Consider the following 23,559-nt stretch of genomic DNA (forward strand, 5'->3'; position numbering starts at 1 on the left):
GGCTCGCACCCCGCGTGACATCGCCGAGGAACTGGGGTTCACTGAGAATGTCTGCGTTCAAGAGGGGGACATGAGGCGCATGCTCAGGTGGATGGTGATCGTCGTGCTCTGCTGTTCGGCGGGAGCGGCGACAGCGGAGGAACCAGGGGATGAGAGGCTTCGGAAGGCGCAGGCAAACTTTGACGAGGCGACGAAGCTCATGGACGCAGGCCTCTACACCGAGGCGCATGGGCCGGCCGCGCAGGCGCTTGCGCTGAGAGAGTCCGCTCTTGGAGGCACGCATCCAGACATCGCCAGCGCTCTGGACCTCGTAGGGGAACTCTATCAACGGCAAGGCGACGTTGCCCATGCGGAGCCGCTGCTTCAACGCGCGCTGGCCCTGAGGGAAGCCACGCTTGGCAAGGACCACACGGACGTTGCCCTGACGCTCACCATCCTGGGCATCCTCTACAAGGACCAGGGGCTGTACGCTCAGGCAGAGCCTCTCTTGCTGCGCGCACTCACCCTCCGGGAGACGGGCCTTGGAGCCGCACATCCCCTCGTCGCCAGAACGCTGGGCAATCTCGCAAACCTCTATCTGGACCAGGGGCTGTACAGCCGGGCCGAGCCCCTCTTCCTGCGCGCGCTCGCCATCCGGGAAAAGGCCTTTGGCAACCACCATCCCAGTGTCGCCACATCGCTCAACAACCTTGCCCTGCTCTACAAGGACCAGGGGCTGTACGAGCGGGCCGAGCCCCTCTTCCTGCGCGCGCTCGCCATCCGGGAAAAGGCCTTCGGCGACGACCACCCGGATGTCGCCGCATCGCTCCACGGCCTCGCCAACCTCTACGTGGGTCAGGGGCTGTACAGCCGGGCCGAGCCCCACTTCTTGCGCGCGCTCGCCATCTTCGAGGCGGCCCTCGGAGACAAACACCCTCATGTGGCAGCCTCGCTCGACGACCTCGCCAACGCCTACTCAGGACAGGGGCTGTACAGCCGGGCCGAACCCCTCCACCTGCGTGCGCTCGCCATTCGGGAGGAGACCCTCGGCAAGGATCATCCCGAAGTCGGCCTCTCGCTCAACAACATTGCCCTGCTGTACATGGAGCAGGGGTTGTACGAGCGGGCCGAACCCCTCTTCATGCGCTCGCTCGCCATCCTGCAAGCAGCGCTCGGCGACAATCACCCTCTCGTCGCCACCTCGTTCGACAACCTCGCACTCCTGGCCAAGGAACAGGGGTTGTACGACCGGGCCGTGACCTTCCATCAGCGCGCGCTCGCCCTCCGGGAGGTGGCGCTCGGCAAGAATCATCCCGACCTCGCCTCTTCACTCCACAACATGGCCAACGCCTATCTGGACCAGGGAGGAAATGAGGAGCGGGCCGAGCCCCTCTTGAAACGCGCGCTCGCCATCCAGGAAGCGGCGCTCGGCGACACCCATCCCTTCGTGGCCTCCTCGTTCGCCAGCCTCGCCAGGATCCACCTGGCCCGAGGAAGGTATGACCAGGCCGAGCCCCTCTGGAAGCGTGCACTCGCCATCCAGGAAGCAACGCTCGGCGACACCCATCCCAGCATCACTCAATCGCTCCACGGCCTCGCCCTGCTCCACCTGGCCCGGCATCGCCTCACCGGCGCCCTACCGCTCCTCACGCGCGCCTTTGGCATCTCCGAGCAGCGGCTGCGCCAGGAGGCGCTCGACTTCTCCGAGTCACGACTGGCCCATTTCCTCCAACTCCTGCGCGCGGACGAGCAGGGGCTCTACGCCGTGCTGCGCGCCTGGCCCCAGGACGCCAGTGTGCGGCGTCTGGCCCTCAGCGCCGTGCTCCTGCGCAAGGGCCGCTCCGTCGAGGAAACCGCGGAGATCTCCCGCAGCCTCTCCCGAAGTCTGGGAGCCAGGGATCGCGACACTTTCGAGCGGCTGCGAAGCCTGCGTACCCAACGGGCCGCCCTTTCGCTCGAGGGCCCCGGCGAACTCACTCCGGCGGACTACCAGCAGCGCCTCAAGTCGCTCGCCGACCAGGGTGATGCCCTGGAGGCCGACCTGGCCAAACGCTCCGCGCCCCTGCGCGCGCTCACCGCGCTTCCACCCGCCGCCGAAATCGTCGACCGGGTCGCCGCCTCTCTCCCGCGAGATGGCGCCCTCATCGAGTTCATCGTCTCCGAGGACAGTCCCGTCTTCCCCACTCCAGGCAAGCCCCGCGCGAAGAAGCCGGGCCGCCTGCGCTACCTGGCGCTGGTGCTCTTCCCTGACGCCTCCACGCGGGCCCTGGACCTGGGCCCGGCGGCGCCCATCGACCGCGCCGCCATGCGCCTGCGCGACGCACTGGCACGCCGCGATGCCCGGTCACACGTATCCGCCCGGGCGCTCCACGACATCGCGTTCCGGCCCCTGATGCCGCTGCTGGGCAACACCCGCCGGCTCTTCGTCTCGCCCGACGGACATCTGGGGCTTGTCCCCTTCGCCGCGCTCCACGACGGACGCGAATTCCTGGTCGACACCTGGGACTTCACGTACCTCACCTCCGGTAAAGACTTGCTGCGGCGTCCCCAGGACACCTCCGCGGTGTCGTCCGTCGTCGTCTTCGCCGATCCGGACTTTCAGGTCGCATCTGGAACCGCGCCCCGGGCCCCTTCGCCTGTAGAGCGTTCCGCCCCCCTTGAGCGCTTCTTCTCCACTGCGCGCGCGGAGGACATCGCCGCCACCCCATGGGCACCGCTCCCGGGCAGTCGCGCGGAGGCCAAGGACATTCAAAGGCTCATCCCCCAGGCACAGCTCTTCCTCGGTCCCGAAGCCACCAAGGAGCGGCTGCTCCACCTGTCCACGCCTCGTGTCTTGCACCTGGCCACCCACGGCTTCTTCCTCGACGACGCCGCCGCGCCCGGAGACTCCAGGGCCGTGGTCCATTTTGGTGTGTTGGGAGATGGAGTCTTCTCGCGCCCCGCTCCGGATCCGCTGCTGCGCTCGGGGCTGATCCTGGCGGGGGCGTCCTCCGCCGCCCCTGACGCGGCAAGGGCTCCTGCGTCCAGCGCGATGGTAACGGCCCTGGAGCTGGCGGGCCTGGACCTGTGGGGCACCCAGCTCGTGGTGCTGTCCGCGTGCGAAACCGGACGAGGCGACGTGAAGCTGGGCCAGGGCGTGTACGGCCTGCGCCGCGCCTTCGTCGTGGCAGGAGCGGAGACGGTGGTGATGAGTCTCTGGAAGGTGAACGACGGGACGACCCACCCCCTGATGGAGGCCTACTACCGCAACCTGCTCGCGGGGCAGGGCAGGGCCACGGCGATGCGCGAGGCGATGCGCTCCTTCCGGCGGACGTGGCCCCATCCCCACTACTGGGCCCCCTTCATCACCGTGGGCAGCGACGCACCCCTGCGTGCGCTGGCGCCTGCCCCCCCATCCCTTCCGGGCGCGAAGCCCACCCAGCTTCCCTGAAGGGATGGCATTGAAAGGGTGACGGTGAGGCGCAAGCCGGACGTGCCCCCAGGCTCGCCCGCGCCCCGCTCGGCATTGCCCGCTGGGGTTGGCAGTCCGCGTGCCTTGGCGGGTTCGACAACCAGGCGACGTGGAACACCGTCGGGTTCTACACCGTCCCTAGATGTCGGTCTGCTGCCGCTCCGTCACCCGATACTCCTGCCGGTAGGCCTTGCCCCCGCGCTCGAAGGTCTCCACCACGGTGGCGCCGTCCTCGGAGAGGAAGAGGCGATAGTTCGTGTCCGCCGTGGGCGTCGTCACTGCGTAGTTTCCGAAGGGAAGCCTGAAGACCACGCGCGGAGGGCGGTCCGGACAGCAGGCCGTCAACAGCGTGGAGGCCAGGGCACTCGTCAGCATGCCCGCGAGCACGATGCCAAGCTTCCTCATGGCTGCCTCTGGAGGCTGAGGTTCCGGTAGAGCTCTCCCGTGCCTTCCGTCGGCTCGGCCTCGAAGAGCGTGGCCCTCGCGAAGTCTCCGGTCGCTCCCGCCTCCGGCCGCACCGCCCACACGTTGTAGACGGCGCCAATGGGGCCCGTGCCCTGCGCGGGGATGATGGAAACACCATCCGCGGTGGCCGACACGAGCCGCACCCGGATGCCGTCGGCTTCATCATTCAGCGGATCACACACCCCACCCTGGAGCTTCGCGCCCGCGAACAGGGGCCAGCCCAGCGCGAGTCCCGCGCAGAAGAGTGCCGTCGAGGCGACCTTGCGACGATGCGAGGAAGGAATTGGCATGGGATGGAAGCCTGACCCATCTCCCAACCGAAGCACCAGTGACCCCGGGGACAAGCTAGCCTTCGCGCCTCCCTGCGTCAGGAGCCCTCATGAGCCTCGCCTACCGCCGACAGAGCACCCTGTACCGGGGCTGCTCGCTGAGCTGGTTCGTGGAGGGAAACGGTCCTCCGGTGGTGATGATCCAGGGGGTCGGCGTTGGCGCCGCGGGATGGCGGCCGCAGGTGGAGGGCCTCGCCTCCCACTTCCGGTGTCTCTGCCTGGACAACCGGGGCTTCGGCGCCAGCCAGCCGCCAGGCGACGCGCTCACGGTGGAGATGATGGCCGACGACGTGCTTGCCTTGATGGACGCGCAGGGCTGGAAGAGCGCGCACGTGGTGGGGCACTCGCTGGGCGGGCTGGTGGCGCTGTACCTCGCGCACCAGGCACGCGAGCGGGTGCGCAGCCTCGCGCTGCTGTGCACGTTCGCGACGGGCGCGGTGCCCACCCGCCTCTCGCCGGGCCTGCTGCTCATGGGATTGCGGACCCAGGTCGGCACGCGGCGCATGCGGCGCCACGCCTTCCTCCGCATGGTGCTGGCGCCCGAGGAGCTGGCCCACGCCGACAAGGATGCGCTGGCGGAGCAGCTCGCGGAGCTGTTCGACCATGACCTCGCGGATCAACCGCCCGTGGTGATGCGCCAGTTCCGGGCCATGCGGAGCGCGGACGCGACCCCGTTCCTCCCGGGGCTGGCGGGCCTGCCGACCCTGGTCGTGAGCGCCACGCACGACCCCATCGCGCCCCCCACCGCCGGGCAGGCCCTGGCGGCGGGAATCCCGGGCGCCCGCTTCGTGGAGCTTCCCCATGCCTCGCACGGCGTGCCCCTGCGCTTCCCGGACCGCGTCAACGCGCTCTTGAAGGAGCACCTGGACGCCGCGGAGGGCTAGGAATTCCTCACGGAGGACACGGCCGGTCGAAGTGAGCCAGCTGGACGGCAAGCCTTTCAAGGCGTTTCACGAGACGTTCTCCGCGTATCTGCTGCGAACGAATGTGATCGCGGAGGCCCTGACCGGACTGACCTCCAACCGCGACCACGGCAGCCATGCGTGGGCCAGCCACATCCGGTCCGCCGCGGACGTCTACGCCCGGCCCGACTTCCTGGGCGACCGGCGCTTCGGTGAGGTCCTGGGCGCGGGTGGGCTCCAGTTCCAAGAGGCCATCTTCAACCCACGCTGGTCATCTCCGACGTGAGTGTGCAGAGCCCGGAGATGTACAACGTCCCGGAGAACCCGACGAAGCGCGGCTGGGTGACACTGAACGGCGTCTCCTGGTTGGCCTATGGGCTCTTCTTCCTCACCCTGCTCTCCGCCGCCATCCTCGCGTGGCGCGGGTTCGAGACCGCCCGCGAGGGCAACTGGGAGCCCAGGGACTACTTCCTCTACCTCATCCCCGGCGTGTTGACGGCGTCGGTGGCGACGGCGCTGGTCTGGGTGCGGGCGCGGCTGACGGATGTCATCACGCTGGTGAAGCGGCAGATGGACCTGGATGTCTGGCCGTCGTTCCAGAAGCTCACCGTGCCGGAGTTCGCGCAGATGCTGGTGCTCCGCGCGACGTCGCTGCTGGCGCTGACGTCCAAGGTGTTCATGAAGCGGGTGCGGGGGCTCGTGTTCGGGCAGGTGTATGGGGACTCGCGGTTCAAGGACCGGCGCATCTCCAACCTCATCACCGCGCTCACGGTGGACCGGCCCAACCTGTTCGCGAAGCACCCATGGCTGAAACCCGGTGCGCACCTGGTGGCCGTGGGCACGCAGGCCTGTCAGATGCCCACCACGCTCTGGTTCACGGACGCGGGCCAGCTCACCGCCGTGGAGTCCGCGGGCGCGGCCACCATCTGCTACGTGCTCCTGCGCCACATCGTGGAGCACCACGCCGGACAGTACGAAGCGCCGGGCCAGCCGTTGAATGCGCTGTACGAGCGCCTGCGTCAGGAATGGGCGGTGCTCAATCAAGCCGGCGCTCCGTCACAGGAGCGACAGGCCGTGGCGGCCTAGCATCCCCGGGGTTGTCGGATGCCTCGGGTTTCGCGTGCATCGGGGGATGCCATGAGTAGGATTCTGGCAGCCCCAGCCCGGAGACCCGATGGCATCCCCCACCGACACGCAGGACCCGTATGAGCGCATCTACCGCGTCTGCGAACAGGTGCCCTCCGGACAGGTGGCCACCTACGGAGACATCGCCACCATCGTCGGCGGGGCGTGTGATGCGCGCACCGTGGGCCATGCGATGGCGGCGCTGGGGTCGCGAGCGGCGAGCGTGCCTTGGCAGCGCATCATCAACCGCACAGGAGGCATCAGCACCTCCGGCCACCGCCAGCGCGAGCTGCTGGAGGCCGAGGGCGTCGCCTTCGATGACGCGGGCCACGTGCGCATGGACGCGCACCACTGGAAGGGCCCGAGCGAGGCCTGGGCACGCGCCCACGGCTTCAGCGTGCTACCGCCGCGGGACGCGCCCGCACCCTCTGCGCAGCTCAAGCTCTTCTAGTCCTCACGGACCGTCCGGGCGGCCGGACACGAGGGGAAAGCGCTCGGCGGCTCGCCTGCTTTTCAGAGCGGAATAAAGACGGCAGCCTCAGGTCCTCGCCCACTGCTTGGACCTCCGAAGAATGTCTTCTCCCCTGCTCCGCTGGGGCCTCGTGCTCCTGATCTGTCTGCTGGCCCCCGTCGGGTTCGCGAAGGAAGCCAAGGTCCGCAGGGCCAAGGCGAAGGCACCGCGATTGGTGCGGATCCACAGCGGCCACCGGCTCCACCGCGACGCGGCAGCCGCCTTCGAGCGCATGGCCGCGGAGGCGCGCACGGCGGGACAGCCCCTGCTCGTCACGAGCGGGTGGCGTTCGTATCAGCAGCAGCGCTTCCTGTGGCGCCGCTACCGCAAGGGCCTGGGGCCCAAGGCCGCGCGGCCGGGCCGCTCCAATCACAACCGCGGCCTCGCGGTGGACCTGGTGGTGGGCAGCGAGGAAGCGTCCCCCACGTATGACTGGCTCGCGGGCAACGCGTGCCGCTTCGGCTTCCGCCGCACCGTGGCGTCGGAGCCGTGGCACTGGGAGTACCGGCCGAAGAGCACCTCCGCGCCCGAGGACGGCAAGGACTGCCTGGGCCGCCCCCTGGACGTGGAGCCCACGCCCGTCATGGTCCGCCAGGACGCGAGCTAGGCCATGTGAGGCGGCAGCTCCACGATGAACTTCGCGCCGTGCCCCGGCTCGCTCTCGACGCGGATGCTTCCGCCGTGGGCCTCGACGATGCGCCGTGTGATGAAGAGCCCCAACCCGAGCCCTCCGTAGTTGAGGGAGGCGGCGCGCTCGAAGCGCTCGAAGATGCGGGTCTGGGATTCGAAGGGAACGCCCATGCCGTGGTCCTCGACGATGAGCCGCGCCCTGCCCGCGTGCATCGCGACCTCCATCCTGATGGGACGCCCCGCGCCATACTTCATCGCGTTGGTCAGCAGGTTGAGCATCACCTGCTCCATCCGCAGGCGATCCCAGCGGCCCCAGACCGGCTCGGGGGCCACCAGCTCGAACTCGCAGCCCGCCTTCTGGAGCGACTCCTCGACGTGGCCCGCCATGTGCCGGGCGACCGTCACCAGGTCCAGCTCATCCATACGCAGGTCGAGCCGCTTCTCGTGGACACGTGAGACGTCAAGCAGGTGGTCCGCCAGATTCGACAGGCGTTGGAGCTGATCTTCAAAGACCTCCAGCATCCGCGTCATTCGCTCCGTGGACAGCGGCCGCGTCCCCATGAGCAGCACGGACTCCATCTGCTGGACCCGCAGCCGCATGGAGGTCAGCGGGGTCTTCAGCTCATGGGAGGCAATGGACAGGAATTCGTCCCGCGCGCGGATGGACTCCTGCGCCGAGCAATAGAGCTGCGCATTGTCGATGGCGAACGCGGCCCTTCGCCCGATCTCCTCCGTCAACGTCAGCTCCTCCGGTGCATAGGTGCGCCCCGGTTCGGGAGAGAGGAGGTACAGCACGCCCAGGGTGCGGCCTCGCGCCTGGAGCGGCACTCCCAGCGAAGGCCGGTCCTGGAGCGCGCTCAGTTCCTCCGGCAGCGCCTGGGAATCCCACAGGCCCTGTGACGCTTCGGACACCTCCGATTCTCCCGTGGCCAGCACCCGGGCCGGACCGTGGTGGGCATTCGGATCCAGCGGGTGGCTTCGCAGGAACTCCCGCACGCTCGCGGCACGGGCCGGCGAACGGTCCGCCACCGCCACCGGCCGCAGGCCCACGCCGTCCGTCCGCATGAAGAAGACACACAGCTCCGCCAGCAGGGCCACCGCCAGCTCGGCGACTCGCTGGAGCGTGGTTTCAAGGTCGAGCGAGGCCACCAGCTCCCGGCTCGCCTCGGCCAGGAATTGCTGGGACACCTCCATGCGCTTTCGCTGGGTGATGTCGGTGGCGATTCCACAGAGCGCGTAGGCCACCCCATTGGCGTCGAGCAGCGGGAACTTCTGCGTGAGGTGGACGTGGATCCCGTCGTCGTGCAGGAGCCGCTCCTCCCGCTGCACAGGAACCCGGCTCTGGACGATGTCCTGGTTGGCCGCGTGCAGCGTCTCCGCGATGTCCGGGGGAAAGACGTCGAAGACCGTCTTGCCGGCGACCTGTTGCCGGGTGCGGTGGAAGAGCCGCTCCCACTCGCGGTTCACGAACAGGAAGCGCTCCTGCGTATCCAGGAGGAAGAACACGGTCGGTGCGTTGTCCAGGATGGCGCGCAGCCGCTGCTCGCTCTCCTGCAACGCCTCCGCCGTTCGCTTCCGCTCGGTCACGTCGTTCAGCACCGCGAGCGAACGGACCATCTTTCCGGAGGTGTCCCGCTCCACGATGGCGGACAGGAGGACGTCGATGACCTCCCCGCCCTTCTTCACGATCTGGTACGGCACGTCCCTGCACCACCCCGTCTTGAAGTACGCGGGCAGGACGACCTCGCGGGCGTACCGCCGGGACTCCGGCGTGAGGAACTCCACCGACTCGCGCCCGAGCACCTCCGCGCGCTCATAGCCCAGTGTGCTCAACCAGTAATCACTGACGCTGATGAGCCGCCCGCGAGGGTCGATGGATTGCATCATCACGGGCGTGCTGTTGTAGAGCGACCGGTACTTCTCGGCGCCCTCGCGCGCCGCGTCCTCGGCCCGCTTGAAGTCGGTGACGTCGCTGACGACGGAGACGCCGCCGCGCACCCGGCCGGCCCCATCGAGAACCGGGCTGGAGCTGACGTGCAGCCAGGTCCCTGCCGGCCTTGAGGCATTGCGCAGGAAGACCTCCGCGCGGCTGACGGCCTCGCCCCGGAGGGCCCGGCTCATGGGCAGGAGCTCGGACGGATAGAGCGTGACCTGGTCCGGCAGGTAGAGCCCATAATGCATCGGCCACCGGCTGACCGGCTCGTCGGTGGGCCCCATGCCCAGGACGCGTTCCCCCTTGGGGTTGAGGAACACGAGGTGCTCGTGCTCGTCCGCCACCAGCAGCCCCTCCCCCATGCTGGCGAGCACGGCATCCAGGAGGCTGCCGTGTTCGGGCGGCGGGGCCCGCTGGGGTGGAGGCGCTGGGCTGTCGTGCAGGCGGGCCATGGGACGCGTGAAGGGGGGACGGACTCTTCCCTCTTCAACGATGGGGGCTCGCCCGCCCATGTGCCAGACGTCGCCCTCCCCGCGGAGGAACGGCGGCCGGGCATCCAAGGGCAGCCGCTGAGGAGGCACTGTCATCCCATTCCTTGCTCACGGGTTGGACAAGAAATCCCTGCTTACGACCAGGATTCCGGACCGTGAATCCCTTCACGATGGTGCACCTGGCACTCAGCGGAGCGTTCACCATGCTCGCCCTGGTGCATTTCGCCACGTGGGTGGCGGTGCGTTCGCAACGCGTCCAGCTGTGGCTGGCGTACATGCCTCCCGAACGGATGGAGGGCGCAGAGGCGACTCCCTCCGGGGACCTGTTCGCGCTCGGCTGCGTCCTCTTCGAGCTGCTCACGGGCAACCTGGCGCGGGTGATACCTCCGGCCCCGGGGCAGGTGAAGTCCGTGGAGAGGGCGGACGCACTCGAAGCCTCACGGGTGCTCCGTGGAGGCGCTGGAGCTGGCGCGCCAGGAGTTGCCAGCGGTGGGCCTGGCCGGCTGGCTGCGTTCGCGGTTCCCAGAGCGCTGGGCCCGTGAGCAGCTCGAAGTCGATTCGACCACGGAAGTCCTCGCGCCCAGGCCGGCGGCCGGTGAAGCAACCCTGCCGCTTCGGCCCAGGCGCTGAGGCTCACTGAAGGGCTTCGAGCAGGGCCGCCTGGAGCGCCTTCCGGTTCTCCGGGAAGCGCTGGTTGGGATAGGGCCGAGCGCCGCTCAGGAGGGCTTCGTACTGCTTGTACATGGGGTCGGAGCGTGCGGGCTCCTGCTGATAGAAGGCGCGGTTGGCCTGGAGCAGGTAGCGGGGCCGGGTGCCCTGGGGGCCGTCCTCGCTGAAGGCGATGAGGCTGCGCGTTCCGGGGTCCTGCATGAACGACGTGAAGGCCCGGGCATCCTCCGCGCACGTCCCGGTGCAGTTCGCGTTGAGCACCAGCGCATCCACGAAGACCGCCGGGGCCGAGCCCGCGCCCAGCGGAACCGAGATGACCTCCGGGAGCGGCATCGAAGGCTGTGACTGGAGGATGTAGAAGAGGCGCTCGGTGTAGCCCATGAAGCCGTTGGCCTGCTCCTGGGCGAAGGCCACTTCCGCCACCGTGTTGTCCGCGTAGCTGCCATCCAGGCACGGGTTGACGCCCGCTTCGAGCGAGCAGCTGTCGACGACGTCCGCGAACGCGCTCACCGTCGCTGAGTCGAGCGGCAGAGAGACGGCGCTCGCGAGCGCATCCCCCGGATGCGTGTCCGCCCAGGCATCGATGTACGAGGAAGGCAGCGTCCAGCTCCCATTGAGGTTCGCCGCCAGCGGGCGCTTGCCGGGAGAGGCCTCACGGAGGATTCGCGCGAGCGAGGCGCTGTCCGTCGCGGACCGGATGTTCGTGGTCCGCGAATAGACGACGTAGGTGCACAGGTAGGTGGGCACGCCGTACTTCTCGCCGCCGATGCTGACGGCCTCCTCCGCCGCGGCATGCACGACGCCCGCTTCCAGTGCGACTGGCTGGATCCACTTCTTCTCCGCGAGCGAGCCGAGGATGAGCGTGTCCACCTCCACCACCTGGGCGGCCCCGGTCCCCGTGCCGAGCAGCTGGTTCAGCGTCCCGCCCTCATCCAGGTCATAGACATCCAGGTTGGCGTCGAACACGACGTCCAGGTCGATGTCCGGATGGGCCGCCTCGAAGTCGGACTCCAGCCGCTGCTCCAGACGGGCGAAGCCGTCCCCCGCCGAGTCGGGGATGTATGGGAACAGCACGGCCTTCAGCGGACGCTTGGGAGTGGGATCGGGATCGGATGACTCCGAGCAGGCGCTCAGGACCAGGACGGCGGGGCAGATCAGGGCTCTCCAACGCATTGCAGGTGACCTCTGTGAAGGGATGCCCGCTGCCTCGCGAGCGCGCGTCAATCTACCCAAAGTGGGTATTTCAACGGCGGGCCCTGCGGCTCATAAAGACTCTCACCGGTGGCCTCTGACACTCGGCAACCGGGGTCTGCCTGCACCCATGCGAACGCCGTCGAGGCACCTCTGGCGCGCGCCAGAATCGCGATAGCCTTTGTGCCTCGTCTCCCCGGGGGTTTGATGCCGTCGACATTCACGTGGCTGGACCATTCCGAGCACGATCGGCGGCGCGTGCTCGAAGCCGTGGACCGCTTCAAGGAAACCGACACCCGGGACGAGCTGGGGCTCGGCTCCATCCGTGACACCTTCGCGGACCTGCTCTTCCCGGGGACCAGCACCATCCAGACCCGTGCGCGCTACTTCCTCTTCGTGCCCTGGATGTATCGCCAGCTGCATGAGAAGCGTGTGACGGCGGACAAGGTCACGGCCCGCGCTCGCAAGGAGGAGATCCTCCTGCGGGACGCGCTGCTCCAGTCCGCGGACACCGTGGGCGTCCTCGGGAAGGTCGCGGGCGCCGCCCTCAAGCGCCTGCCCAGCAACGTGTACTGGCAGGGCCTGGGCGCATGGAAGATCCGCCTCTATCCAAGCTCGCAGCAGGAGTACCACCGCTACTTCGAGCGCCTTCACACGGCGGACGAGGGCGGGCGCGACGATGATGGAGAGTCGCTCGATGGCGGGCGGCTGGCGCCCTGGCATCTCCACCTTCCCCCGGCCCCGGACACCTTCCCCGAGGGCGCGGATTTCGAGCTGCGTCCCGACGAGGCCCGGTACATCGCGGAGCGCATCTGCTTCTCCGCTCCGCGGTCGCTCCTCGCGTTCCTGGTGCTGAGAGGCAAGACGGTGGACGCCGACTATCCCTGGACCCATCCCCAGCTCGCCGAGTTCCCCGCCCACATCCAGGAGCTCCTCCACCATGGCCAGCTGCTCGCGGAGTCCCTCCACGGAGCGGCATTGCTCTACAACCTCATGCTCGCGGAAGAGCTTCCTCCCGGTCCCCACAAGGACGAGCGCACCGAGACCTTCCGTCAGGAGCTGGAGGCCTGGGTGAACGAGCTGCAGCCGCGCGGCGATGCCCTCTCCCGCTGGAAGCGCGCGGACTTCTGGTCCCTGGTCCAGCAGCACACCCGCGTGAGCGGAGCCACCCACCGCTTCGTGGAACAGTGGCAGGAGCACGCGCCCTGGCAGAGCCTGCTGCGCGCGGCCGACGATGCAGCGGTGCGAAGGCTGGTGCGCGACCGCGAGCGCCAGTTGAAGGGAGCCCGGGCCCGGCTTGGAAACCCGCGAGCACTCGAGCTCTGGAACGGGGCCTCCGGCGTGGGCCGCCTGGACTACCGCTGGCGCAGCGCCGCTCGCATCCTGATGGACATCCACGCCGGACTCGGAGGCCGCCATGCTCGCGCCTGACACGCGAAGGGTCCTGCTCGAGGCGCTCAAGCCCCCGGAGGGCTTCCGCATCGACCGCGCCCTCGCGACCACCTACACGCTCGACCTGATGGCCATGCTCACCGCGCCGCTGGCCTTCTCCCTGTTCGATGGGATTGGGGGCAAGGCGGACGCGTCAAGCAGCGCGGAGGCCAGCGAGCATCTGAACCCGTTCGCATTGCTGAAGGCGGTGCGTGCCCACGCCGAACGCACCACGGTCTTCTGCCAGAGCACCCGCATCTCGGCGCCGCCCAGATACCAGCGACTCCTCGCCTACCTGGAGGACTCCGTCGTCGAGGTGAACGCACCGAGCGAAGGCGGCGTCTTCCACCCGAAGATGTGGGCGCTGCGCCTCGTGGGCAGCGAGGGAGAGGTGAAGTACCGGGTGCTCTGCCTCTCACGGAACCTCACGTTCGACCCCTCCTGGGATACGGCGCTCGTCCTGGACGGCGAGCTGGCCGACCGGCAGCGGGCCTTCTCCGCGAACCGGCCGCTGGCGGACTTCTTCCGCGCCCTCCCCTCCCTCGCCGTGCGCCCGCCTCCGCAGCGGGTGCTGGACGACGTCGCGCGCATCGCCAGTGAATTGGAGCGGGTGCGCTTCGAGCTTCCGCCGCCCTTCGAGGACCTGCGATTCCATCCCATGGGCCTGCCCGGCTACACGCGTCACCCCCTGGAGACGGCACCCCGCACGCTCATCGTCTCCCCCTTCGTCACCGCGCCCGCACTCGAGGAGCTCGCGGAGGGCGGAGTCCTCGTCTCCCGCATGGATGAGCTGGCGAAGCTTCCTCCGGAAAGCCTCGCGCCGTTCGAAGTGCACGTGCTGCACGACGGCGCGGAGATGCTGGAGTTCGGCGACACGGGAGAGGCGCCCGCTCGCGGAGGCGAGGACTCACCTCCTCCGTCTGGACTGCACGCCAAGCTGTTCGTCCAGGACGAGGGCTGGAACGCTCACGTCTGGACGGGCTCGGCCAATGCCACGAGCGCGGCGTTCCACCAGAACGTCGAGTTCCTCGTGCAGCTGACGGGGAAGAAGAGCCAGGTGGGCATCGATGCCCTGCTCGACGGTCGCCAGGGAGAGCCCGGACTGCGCGCCCTGCTCGCCTCATGGACTCCGCCGGACAAGCCCGCGGAGGAGGATCCCTCCGCCAAGGCCCTGGAGGAACGACTGCGCGTCGCCCGCAGCCAGCTGGGCCGGGTAACCTGGATCGCCGAAGTCACGGAGGGCCCCGACGGGTTCGCGACGCGCCTGCGCTCCGCGGGGCCGGTCGTGATTCCCGCGGACCTCACCGTGCGCGTCTGGCCCATCTCGCTTCCCCGGGACACCTTCGCGCGCCCCCTCGAGTCGCATGCAGGACACGCGGGCGTGGACTTCGCGGCGCGCAGCTTCGAGGCGCTCACGGCGTTCTTCGCGTTCTCCCTGATCACCACCGTGGGGGACCAGCGGGCCGAAGCCGTCTTCGTCGTCACCGCGATCCTCCAGAATGCCCCCGCGAACCGCGCCGCGCGAATCCTCCAGTCGATGCTCGATGATCCCGCCAAGGTGCTGCGCTTCCTGCGGATGCTTTTGGCCTCGGACCCATTGGACATCCTGGAGGGCCTGGCGGGATTGGAGATGACGGGAGCCGACCCGGCCGGTCTGGGCACCGGCGCTGGCGCTGGTACGGAGGTGCCGCTCCTCGAAGCCATGATCCGGACGTTGGACCGGGATCCGGCGCGCCTGGATGCCATCCATCAAGTGGTGCAGGACCTCCTGTCGAACGAGGAAGGACGGCGGCTGTTGCCGGACGGCTTCCTCGCGGCATGGGAGCCGCTCTGGGCAGCGAGGAAGTCCCTGACGGGGGAGGTGGCAGCGTGAGCCGCTCATCGGAGACGGAGATCCTGGCCGAAGCGGAGCGGGCGCTGCGCGGCCTGAAGGACTTCCAGCGGGAGACGGTCGATTACGTCTTCGAGCGCCTCTTCTTCCCGGAGAGTTCCGGCCGCTTCCTCGTCGCGGACGAGGTGGGGCTGGGAAAGACGATGATCGCCAAGGGCGTCATTGCGCGGACCGTCCAGCACCTCCGCGGCCGGGTGGACCGGCTGGATGTCGTCTACATCTGCTCCAACGCGGACATCGCACGCCAGAACGTCAGCCGCCTCAAGCTCGAGGGGGAACACGTCACGCTCGCCTCCCGCCTGACGCTGCTCCCCAAGGCGGCTCAGCGACTCAAGGACTCACCGTCCCGCGTCAACTTCATCTCCTTCACGCCAGCGACGTCGTTCGACCTGGGCGGAGGGTTGGGGCACGTGGAGGAACGCCTCCTGCTGCACGCCATGCTCAGCGAGCTGTGGGGGCTGGGCACCAGCGCGACCGCGATGAACGTGCTCCAGGGCGGCGTGGACAGCGAGCGCTTCCGTGAGCGCGTCCGGAACACCCGGCTCGCGGACTTCGACCCGACGGGAGACAGCACCCGCTTTTTCGCGAAGGAGCTCGACAAGCGTGCGGCGGAGGCCCGGGCACGGGGTGAGCCGGATCTGCGCACGCGCTTCGACGAGCTCCGGCAGGCGTACTCCACCTCCAGGAGCCAGCCGGACGTCGCCACGTCCCGGTTGCGCTCCCGACTGGTGGGAGAGCTGCGCTCGGCGCTCGCATCCAGCTGTGTCGCGACGCTGGAGCCCGACCTCGTCGTCCTCGACGAGTTCCAGCGCTTCAGCCATCTGCTCGATGGACAGGATGAAGCCAGCGAGCTGGCGCGCGCGCTCTTCGACTTCGAGGGCGTGCGGACCCTGCTGCTCTCCGCGACTCCGTACAAGATGTACACGACCGCCAGCGAGGCGGGCGGAGAGGACCATTATCAAGACTTCGCCCGGACGCTCCGCTTCCTCGAACGGAAGGTTGAGGGGGCTGACGACATCGACAAGCTCTTCCAGCAATACCGACAGGGCCTGATGGCGCTGGGAGACGCGGAGCGGCGGAGCGAACTCGAAGCCGTCCGCTGGAAGCTGGAAGACCGGCTGCGGCGGGTGATGGTGCGGACCGAACGGCTGGCCTCCACGCCCGACCGCAACGGCATGCTCAAGGCGGTTCCTTCATCCAGCGCGAGGCTGACGCGCGACGACGCGCTGGGATACCTCGCGCTCCAGAAGGTCGCCCGGCTGTGCGACCACCACGACACGCTCGAGTACTGGAAGAGCACCCCGTACGCGCTGAACTACATGGATGAGGGCTACAAGCTCAAGCGCACGCTCCTGGAGCGGAGCGAGGACGGTCAGGCGCGACTCGAGCTGGCCCGGGCGCTGACGGCCCCTGGCAACCTGCGGCTCCCCTGGGCCGCGATCGAGCGCTACGCGGAGATCGACCTGGGCAATGCCCGGATGCGAGAGCTCGTGGCACAGACCCTCGGGCGCGGGGCGCACCGCCTGCTCTGGCTTCAGCCCTCGCTCGCCTACTACCGGCTTCGCGGCGCCTGGGCCGAGCCGGGCGCGAGCGAGGTCGCCAAGCGGCTCGTCTTCTCCTCCTGGAAGTTCGCGCCCAGGGCCATCGCGGCACTGTTGAGCTACGAGGCCGAGCGGCGGATGTACGGGCGCGAGGAGCGCGACGGCTACTCCTCCGAGCGACGGCGCCGCCGGGGTGCGGCCCTTCGCTTCCAGGTGACGGACGGGCGCCCGACGGGCATGCCCATCCTGGCCCTGCTCTACCCCAGTGTCTTCCTCGCTCGCGCCTGCGACCCCGTGCGCTTCGCGGCGGAGTCGTATCGTGACGGCGCGCCGGCAGAGGGGCTCGTCGAGCTCGACGAGGTGCTCGCGGCGGCCCGCATGCAGCTCGAGGTCGCCTTGAGGCGCCTGCCCTCCGCGCCCCATGAAGGACGCGTGGACGAGCGGTGGTACTGGGCGGCGCCCCTCCTCCTGGATCGAGCCATCGATCCGGACACCACCGGGCAGTGGTTCGACCGTGCGGACCTGCCAGAGCTGTGGATGGGGACGAGCGACCCGGAGCAGGCGGAGCATTCGTGGCACGCCCACGTGGAGGCCGCGCGGGAGATGTTGCGTGGTGAGGGGGAGCCCTTGGGGCGCCGGCCTGACGACCTCGTGGACGTCCTCGCGGAGATGGCGATCGCGGCCCCCGGCGTCACGCTCCTCAGGTCGATGCTTCGCGTCCTCGAGCTTCGCACCGATGCGCTGACCGATACGGAGGGCATGCGCATCCGGGATGCCGCGGCGATGGCGGCCTGGGCATTCCGGGCCCTGTTCAACCAGCCCGAGTTCGCGGAGATGCTGCACCGGGAGGTCGCCGAGCCCAGGGACCTGCCCTACTGGAGGGCCGTGCTCCGCTACGCGGTGGACGGCTGCCTGCAGGCCGTGCTGGACGAGTATGCGCACGTGCTCCGAGACCATCTGGGACTGCATACGGGGAGCGCCGCCGAGCGGGTGCATGAGATCGCGGAGAACATCGCGGAGGCGTTGTCACTGCGCACCGCGAGTTTGACGACCTACGACGTGGAGCCGAGCCAGGGCGGACGGACGGTCCAACAGGAGACCCACCGCATGCGCTGCCACTTCGCCCTGAGGTTCGGGGACGAAAAGTCCGACGATGGGCAGGTGGCCACCCGCGCGGACTCCGTGCGCAAGGCGTTCAACTCTCCATTCTGGCCCTTCGTGGTGGCCACCACCTCGGTGGGACAAGAGGGCCTGGACTTCCACGCGTACTGCCATGCGGTGGTGCATTGGAATCTGCCTGGCAACCCGGTGGACCTCGAGCAGCGCGAGGGCCGGGTCCACCGGTACAAGGGACATGCGATCCGAAAGAACGTGGCGCGGATCCACGGACTGGAGGCCCTCAACGCCGCGGCGACGGACGTCTGGGAGGTGATGTTCGAGAAGGCGCGCCAGGCGCGTCCGAAGGGAGCGACCGACATCGTTCCGTACTGGGTCTACCCCGTGGACGATGGCGCGCGGATCGAGCGACATGTCCTGGCGCTCCCGCTCAGCCGTGAGTTCGAGCGGGCGGAGCGCCTGTCCAGATCACTCGCCATCTACAGGATGGCCTTTGGTCAGCCACGGCAAGACGACCTCATCAACTACCTGGTCGAGACCGTGGATCCCCAGGTCCTGGAACAGGCGCTCGCCGCGACACGCATCGACCTGTCGCCCTTCGCGGCGGATATCACCGCCCAAGGAACGCGCGCATCTCGGAGATGACCTCCGCCTGTCGCGGGAGCCAGAGGTAGTGCCCCGCGCCCGGGAGCGTCACGACCTTCCAGTTCGGCAGGCTCTTGAGCAGGGCGTCCTGCGCGGCCTCGTGCTGACGCAGCTCCGGAAGGAAGACCCGGGCCCGCTCGCGCAGGTCCGCGGGGACGCTCTCCGCCTTCGACAGAAACTCCACCCAGCCCGCGAAGGCCTGGTCGTCGGAGATGGCCAGCACCGGGCCCTTCAGCTTCGCGTAGTCCGGCAAGGCCGCGCCCCGGATGCACTGCTCCGTTGCCTCCGGCAAGCGGCGGTAGCGCAGGTACGCGCCCGTGCCCGCATCGAATTCATACGCCTGATCAATCTCATGCGGCGGGAACGGGCCGCCCAGGTCGCGCGCCAGCAGCGCCGCCACCGCCTCACGTGACGGCTGCCCGTCGAGCACGGTGAACGGCAGCGGCGGCAGCGGACCGGGCTTCAGGAACTCGGCGATCTCCCCCTTGTTGTCCGTGGCGTCCAGGAAGATGAGCGCCTCCACGCGCTCCGGATGGTTCAGGCCCATCCAGTTCAGCTCATCCCCCGCGAGCGAATGCCCCACGAGCGTCGCCTTCTTCAGTCCCAGGCCCTCCATCGCGGCCAGCACGTCGTGCCCCAACGTCGCACTGTCGTAACCCGTCGCCGGCCAGCTCGACGCGCCGAAGCCGCGCCGGGTGAAGGCGTAGACGTGGTGCGTGGCTTTGAACTCCGGCGCCAGCACGTCGAAGACGTGGCCCGTGCTCCCCACTCCCGCCAGGAACACCAGCGCCGGCCCCTTGCCGCCATAGTCGAGCACCTCCAGCTCGACGTCCGGGGCCACCCGCACCCGGCTTACCTGGTGCAGTGGGTCCGCCGCGCCGCCGGGCGGCGGAGGCGGAGTGGTCGCACAAGCGGAGAGCAGCAGCACCCACGACAGACGAAGCCAGGACGTTCGCATGGGCGGAAACCTTTGCACGGCCCACCGCGACAAAGGAACGGGACTCAAGTCTGCAAATCATGCCCGGTTAGACTTCAGCGAAATTTTTCACCCCTCACTGAATCCCCCGGCAACAGATGGCTGGACGTGTCTGCCATTGGCACGGTGGAAGGTGAAGCGAAGGGCGGCGGTTCGAGCAGCCTCCCGCAGACGACCACCGAGTTCGACGGCATCCCTGGCGCGAACACATACAAGGCCGAGCACAGGATCTGCGCGTACGCCGTGAACCGCGCGTTCTGAGCTCGCCCGGCGTCCACAGCGCGGTGCGTGATCCGCGCCGTGGAAAGCCATCGCCCCGCGCCTCCTCGTTCGCCATTCACGGCGGCCCCGGAGTAGCCTGCGGGCCTCTCACGGAAGAGGGGGCCCATGCGCGTCGTACCGTCCGTCCTGGAATCCGTCACCGTTCACGCCGAGGGCGCGCTGTGCACGCGCGCGTTCGTGCTCTCCCCCGAGAACGGACACCTGCCCGGTCAGGTCCGCGTAGACGGCCTGCCGCTGGCCCTGCGCACGGGCTCGCTGCGTGCCCGGGTGGTGGAGGGGCCGCCGGACCTCCTCGTCCGCGACCTCAAGCCCACGTTCGATGTGCGGATGCCGCCGGAGTCGGAGCTGCCCGCGGAACAGCACGCGCTCGAAGCGGCGGAGGCCACGCTGGCGGCCGTGCATGGCCGGCTGGAGCGGGTTCGCGCGGAGATCGCGGCGCTGCGCGGCCTGACTCCCACCTGGCCGGCCGCGCGCAAGGGGCAGCCCCCGCGCGAGGCACCGCTGGCCTCGATGCTGTCCCTCACGGGCTTCGTGGAAGCGGAGCTGGCGGAGCTTCAGTCCCAGGAACTGGACCTGGCGCGCCAGCACCGCGACGCCACGAACGAGCTGGAGCTGCGCCGCCGCCGCGTCCAGGAGCTGTCCTCCGCGCGGAGCGTGGACCGGACCCGGCTGTTCCGCGCGGCGCTGCTGACGCTGTCCGGCCCCATCGCCGCGAACGCGGACGCGCGGCTGGTGCTGGAGTACGCGGTGGCCGGCGCACGCTGGGTGCCCACCTATGACCTGCGCCTGCCGCGCACGCTGGAGGAAGGCACGCTGCGCATGCGCGCCGCCGTCGTCCAGCGGACCGGCGAGGACTGGATGGGGGTGCGGCTCGCCGTCTCCACCGCGAGCCTGGAGCGGCGCGCGGAGGTGCCGGAGCTGAAGTCACTGCGCATCGGACGCAGCCAGCCGGCCCCCGCGCGCTCGGGGTGGCGTGAGCCCGCGCCCGGCCTGGAGGAGCTGTTCGCGGGCTACGACGCCCTGCACGCCGCCCGCCCGGAGCCGGTCCTCCCCAAGCCCCAACCGCCGCCCATGCCGATGCTGGAAGGCGCGTACGAGCAGGAGAAGGCCTACAAGGAATCGGCCTCGTTCGGTGGCGCGCCCGGAGCACCGCCCAGCGTGTCCGCGCCTCCTCCGCCGGCGCCCATGGCGGCGGCACCCAAGTCCTCGGGGGCCTTTCTGGGCGCGTCGCGTCCCTCACGCAGCGTCACCGGCGGTGTCCCGGCACAGGGCATGCCCTCGGCCCGCGGCGGTGGCGGCATGGACCGCCTGCGCAGCAAGAAGCGCGCGGTCGTGGAGGAAGACCTCGACGACGCCCCGATGGCGGATGAGGCGATGGATGAAGAAGAGGGCGGCGCCGGCGATGAGTTCCGGAGCGCGGCGGGCCTGGAGCCGGCGGACCGTCTGTTCGACTACGACTCGCTGACGCTGGCCCCCGCGGCCTCCCAGGCGCAGCGCGGCCGGTTGCGTCCCCGCTCCGCGCTCGTCTCCCAGGCGATGCTGTCCATCACGTCGGTGAACGTGCAGGTGGAGGTGGTGCGCCTGGAGGCCCAGGCCTTCGTCATCGCCGAGTCCGTGAACAGCGTGGCCCCCCCCACCTGGGCCGTGCCACCGCACGACTCCGCCCGTCACTTCGATGCGCGCTTCGACGCGGAGGCCGTCGCGGACGTGCCGTCCGATGGCGCGTGGCACACCGTGCCCATGCTGACGGTGCCCCTGGAGCTCAAGGCCGAATACGTGTGCGTGCCCTCCGTGGAGCCGCGCGTCTTCCGCACGGTGCGCCTGGACAACGCCTCGCCGCATCCGCTGCTCGCGGGGCCGGTGGACGTGACGCTCGGCGACGAGTTCCTGATGACGTCGCCCATGCCCACGCTGGGGCCGGGCGAGACGCAGCGGCTGGGCCTGGGCGTGGAGGAGGCGCTCCAGGTGGCGCGCAACACCCGCTTCGACGAGGCCTCGGGCGGCATGTTCGGCAACAGCACGGTGCTCACGCACCACGTCTCCGTGGAGGTGGCCAACCACCTCACCCGCGCCGCGAACATCGCCATCTCCGAGCGGATCAGCGCGGTCCCCGACTCCCAGAAGGACATCAAGGTGGAGGAGGCGGAGGTGGCGCCGCCCTGGCAGAAGCCCACGCCGCTGCCGGGTGAAGAGGCGGTGGAGGGCGAGCGGGTGTGGCGCGTGAGCGTCCCCGCTGGAGAGAAGCGTTCGATGAAGGCGACGTGGGTCGTGAAGCTGCCCGCCAGCAAGATGCTGAACGGCGGGAACCGGAGGACGTGATGCGCACTTCCATTCTGTTGCCCCTGGTCAAGGTGACGGTCCTGGAGGACCGGGCGCTCGTCGAGCGCAGCGGCACGGTGACGCTGCCCTCGGGCCCCTGCCGTCTCGTGGTGGACGGGCTTCCGGCGGTGGCGGTGGACCGCTCGCTCCAGGCGAAGCTCACCGGCGGCATGGTGACCCAGGCCAGCCTGCGCCGCTCGATGCGCGCGGTGCTGCCCGAAGCGCTGCGCGAGCACCACTCGGAGCTGGCCCGCCGCGCCTTCGAACGCGAGCAGGTGCTGGCACGCGCCCAGGCGGAGGTGCGGCGCCTGGAGGCGAAGCACGGCCTGCTGGAGACCGCGCGCCGGGACATCCTCCGCGCCATCTCCGAGCGCACCGGCGCGGGTGAGGCGGATCCGGCGAAGTGGAAGGAACAGCTCGCGACGGTCCGCCAGGAGCAGACCGCGGCCGACGATCAGCTGCGGCAGGCCCGCCGTGAGCTGGGGCGCCTGGAGCGTCAGCACATCCAGGAGAGCCGCGACGTGCTGTCCCGCACGGAGGTGCCGGAGCCCAAGCTGGACGTGCGCGCCGAGCTGGACGTGAGCCACGCCGCGGGCGGTGAGGCGACGTTGACGCTCAGCTACCTGGTGCCGTGCGCCGCATGGAGGCCGGCCTACCGCGCGGTGCTGGGGCTCGCGGAGGCGGCGTCCTCGGTGAAGTTGGAGTGCGAAGCCGTGGTCTGGCAGAACACCGGCGAGCCGTGGAAGGACGTGACGCTGGCCTTCTCCACGGCGCGGCCCACGCTGGGCGCCACGCCCCCCCGGCTCACGGAGGACTGGCTCTCCCTGCGGGAGAAGACGTCGCGCGAGAAGCAGGTGGTGGATGTCTCCATGCGCGAGGAGTCCCTCCAGGAGACGGGCGAGGCGGGTGCGACGAAGGCGGCGGATGCGTTGCCCGGCATGGACGACGGCGGCGAAGCGGTGACGCTGTCCGCGCCGCACAAGGCCACGGTGCCGTCGGATGGCGAGGCGCACCGCGTGGCGCTGTTCGCGTTCACGTCGCCCGCCACTTCGGAGCTGGTGGCCTGCCCGGAGCAGTCACCGTTGGTGCACCGCGTGGCGAAGTTCGACAACACGGGGCCGGCGGTGTTGCTCGCGGGGCCGGTGGACCTGGTGCGCGCCAACGGCTACGTGGGCCGCGCGCAGCTCAAGTTCGCGGGCCGGGGCGAGCGCGTGAAGCTGGGCTTCGGCAGCGAGGACTCGCTGCGCGTGTCGAGGCAGGTGGACGTGGGCGAGGAGGTCGCCCGCATCACCGGCCGGCGCACGCGCACCCAGAAGGTGAAGCTGTTCGTCTCCAACATGGGCGCGAAGCCCGCGGCGCTCGCGGTGGAGGAGCGCATGCCGGTGTCGGAGGTGGAGGCCGTGGAGGTGGCGCTGCTCAAGGACGCCACGAAGCCCGCGCCCACCAAGGTCAGTGACGAGGGCATCGTGCGCTTCGAGTTGAGCGTGCCGCCGCGCTCCCGCCAGACGGTGGCCTTCGGCTTCACGGTGGCCAGCGCCGCGAAGGTCGCGGGCATCTAAGCCAGAGGAAGTAAGTCCTGTCAGGGGGTAGAGTTGCCGCTCCTCCGGTTATGCGGAAGGAGCGGCGAAGTGCCCCACCAGCACCGAGCGTTGGAACTGACGGCGGCCGAGCGGCGTGGGCTG

18 protein-coding genes are annotated in these 23,559 nt (G+C 69.5%); 13 read left to right on the top strand and 5 right to left on the bottom strand.

From position 1 onward, the window contains the following. The first annotated feature begins 199 nt into the window (after positions 1–199). Positions 200–3,409, top strand: coding sequence for a tetratricopeptide repeat protein (locus D7V80_RS07130; RefSeq protein WP_233585193.1), 3,210 nt, complete (start codon positions 200–202; stop codon positions 3,407–3,409). A 159-nt stretch (positions 3,410–3,568) separates the two neighbouring features. On the opposite strand, the gene D7V80_RS07135 is transcribed toward D7V80_RS07130, so the two are convergent. Together D7V80_RS07135 and D7V80_RS07140 are read right to left on the bottom strand one after the other, a co-directional pair. Next, positions 3,569–3,835 (bottom strand): hypothetical protein, encoded by a 267-nt coding sequence (locus D7V80_RS07135; RefSeq protein ID WP_120587446.1) that lies wholly within the window; start codon positions 3,833–3,835, stop codon positions 3,569–3,571. Continuing rightward, complete coding sequence (locus D7V80_RS07140) at positions 3,832–4,185, bottom strand: hypothetical protein (RefSeq protein ID WP_120587447.1); 354 nt, start codon at positions 4,183–4,185, stop codon at positions 3,832–3,834. The genes D7V80_RS07135 and D7V80_RS07140 overlap by 4 nt, the downstream gene beginning before the upstream one ends. 89 nt (positions 4,186–4,274) lie before the next feature. Between D7V80_RS07140 and D7V80_RS07145 the strand changes: the two genes are divergently transcribed. The 5 genes from D7V80_RS07145 (at position 4,275) to D7V80_RS07160 (ending at position 7,369) form a co-directional block, all read left to right on the top strand. After that, positions 4,275–5,108 carry an alpha/beta fold hydrolase gene (locus tag D7V80_RS07145; RefSeq protein ID WP_120587448.1) on the top strand — a complete coding sequence of 278 codons (834 nt, stop codon included), beginning with the start codon at positions 4,275–4,277 and terminating at the stop codon, positions 5,106–5,108. Positions 5,109–5,139: 31 nt separating this feature from the next. Then, positions 5,140–5,412 (top strand): hypothetical protein, encoded by a 273-nt coding sequence (locus D7V80_RS42625; RefSeq protein WP_233585194.1) that lies wholly within the window; start codon positions 5,140–5,142, stop codon positions 5,410–5,412. Next, the gene (locus D7V80_RS07150; protein ID WP_233585195.1) at positions 5,409–6,212 is read left to right on the top strand and encodes a hypothetical protein; all 804 of its coding nucleotides are present in this window, start codon (positions 5,409–5,411) and stop codon (positions 6,210–6,212) included. The genes D7V80_RS42625 and D7V80_RS07150 overlap by 4 nt, the downstream gene beginning before the upstream one ends. An 88-nt stretch (positions 6,213–6,300) precedes the next feature. Then, a complete protein-coding gene (locus D7V80_RS07155; RefSeq protein ID WP_014397512.1) occupies positions 6,301–6,702 on the top strand; it encodes an MGMT family protein in 402 nt (133 codons plus the stop codon). A gap of 121 nt (positions 6,703–6,823) precedes the next feature. Beyond that, positions 6,824–7,369 carry a D-alanyl-D-alanine carboxypeptidase family protein gene (locus D7V80_RS07160; RefSeq protein ID WP_120587449.1) on the top strand — a complete coding sequence of 182 codons (546 nt, stop codon included), beginning with the start codon at positions 6,824–6,826 and terminating at the stop codon, positions 7,367–7,369. Here D7V80_RS07160 and D7V80_RS07165 read toward each other — a convergent pair. After that, positions 7,366–9,912, bottom strand: coding sequence for a PAS domain S-box protein (locus D7V80_RS07165; RefSeq protein ID WP_233585196.1), 2,547 nt, complete (start codon positions 9,910–9,912; stop codon positions 7,366–7,368). The genes D7V80_RS07160 and D7V80_RS07165 overlap by 4 nt on opposite strands. Positions 9,913–9,971: 59 nt before the next feature. Here D7V80_RS07165 and D7V80_RS42170 point away from each other — a divergent pair, with 59 nt between their 5' ends. Further along, positions 9,972–10,358, top strand: a complete 387-nt coding sequence (locus D7V80_RS42170) for a hypothetical protein (RefSeq protein WP_199738417.1) — start codon at positions 9,972–9,974, stop codon at positions 10,356–10,358. Positions 10,359–10,449: 91 nt separating this feature from the next. Here the strand turns inward: D7V80_RS42170 and D7V80_RS07175 are convergent, their stop codons facing one another. After that, entirely contained in the window at positions 10,450–11,559 is a 1,110-nt protein-coding gene (locus D7V80_RS07175) for an extracellular solute-binding protein (protein ID WP_233585197.1), read from the bottom strand. 324 nt (positions 11,560–11,883) lie between these two features. On the opposite strand from D7V80_RS07175, the gene D7V80_RS07180 reads away from it, so the two are divergent. Genes D7V80_RS07180 through D7V80_RS07190 form a run of 3 tightly spaced genes read left to right on the top strand, consistent with a single transcriptional unit; the run spans position 11,884 to position 18,300 of the window. Next, positions 11,884–13,107: a DUF6361 family protein gene (locus D7V80_RS07180; RefSeq protein WP_147447005.1), complete on the top strand. Its 1,224-nt coding sequence runs from the start codon at positions 11,884–11,886 to the stop codon at positions 13,105–13,107. Then, a complete protein-coding gene (locus tag D7V80_RS07185) occupies positions 13,094–14,980 on the top strand; it encodes a phospholipase D family protein (RefSeq protein WP_120587452.1) in 1,887 nt (628 codons plus the stop codon). Before D7V80_RS07180 ends, D7V80_RS07185 begins: the two co-directional genes overlap by 14 nt. Then, positions 14,977–18,300 (top strand): helicase-related protein, encoded by a 3,324-nt coding sequence (locus tag D7V80_RS07190; protein WP_120587453.1) that lies wholly within the window; start codon positions 14,977–14,979, stop codon positions 18,298–18,300. Before D7V80_RS07185 ends, D7V80_RS07190 begins: the two co-directional genes overlap by 4 nt. On the opposite strand, the gene D7V80_RS07195 is transcribed toward D7V80_RS07190, so the two are convergent. Then, on the bottom strand, positions 18,266–19,258 hold the full coding sequence (locus D7V80_RS07195; RefSeq protein WP_120587454.1) for an alpha/beta fold hydrolase: 993 nt from the start codon (positions 19,256–19,258) through the stop codon (positions 18,266–18,268). The two genes, D7V80_RS07190 and D7V80_RS07195, sit on opposite strands and share 35 nt — an antisense overlap. A gap of 126 nt (positions 19,259–19,384) precedes the next feature. On the opposite strand from D7V80_RS07195, the gene D7V80_RS41685 reads away from it, so the two are divergent. The 3 genes from D7V80_RS41685 (at position 19,385) to D7V80_RS07205 (ending at position 23,436) form a co-directional block, all read left to right on the top strand. After that, positions 19,385–19,537 (top strand): hypothetical protein, encoded by a 153-nt coding sequence (locus tag D7V80_RS41685; RefSeq protein ID WP_158616567.1) that lies wholly within the window; start codon positions 19,385–19,387, stop codon positions 19,535–19,537. 126 nt (positions 19,538–19,663) lie between these two features. Beyond that, positions 19,664–21,877, top strand: a complete 2,214-nt coding sequence (locus tag D7V80_RS07200) for a DUF4139 domain-containing protein (RefSeq protein ID WP_120587455.1) — start codon at positions 19,664–19,666, stop codon at positions 21,875–21,877. Continuing rightward, positions 21,877–23,436, top strand: a complete 1,560-nt coding sequence (locus D7V80_RS07205) for a mucoidy inhibitor MuiA family protein (protein ID WP_120587456.1) — start codon at positions 21,877–21,879, stop codon at positions 23,434–23,436. Before D7V80_RS07200 ends, D7V80_RS07205 begins: the two co-directional genes overlap by 1 nt. The last annotated feature ends 123 nt before the right edge of the window (positions 23,437–23,559 follow it).

The sequence above is a fragment of the Corallococcus sp. CA054B genome, from assembly GCF_003611625.1.
Lineage (GTDB): Bacteria > Myxococcota > Myxococcia > Myxococcales > Myxococcaceae > Corallococcus > Corallococcus coralloides.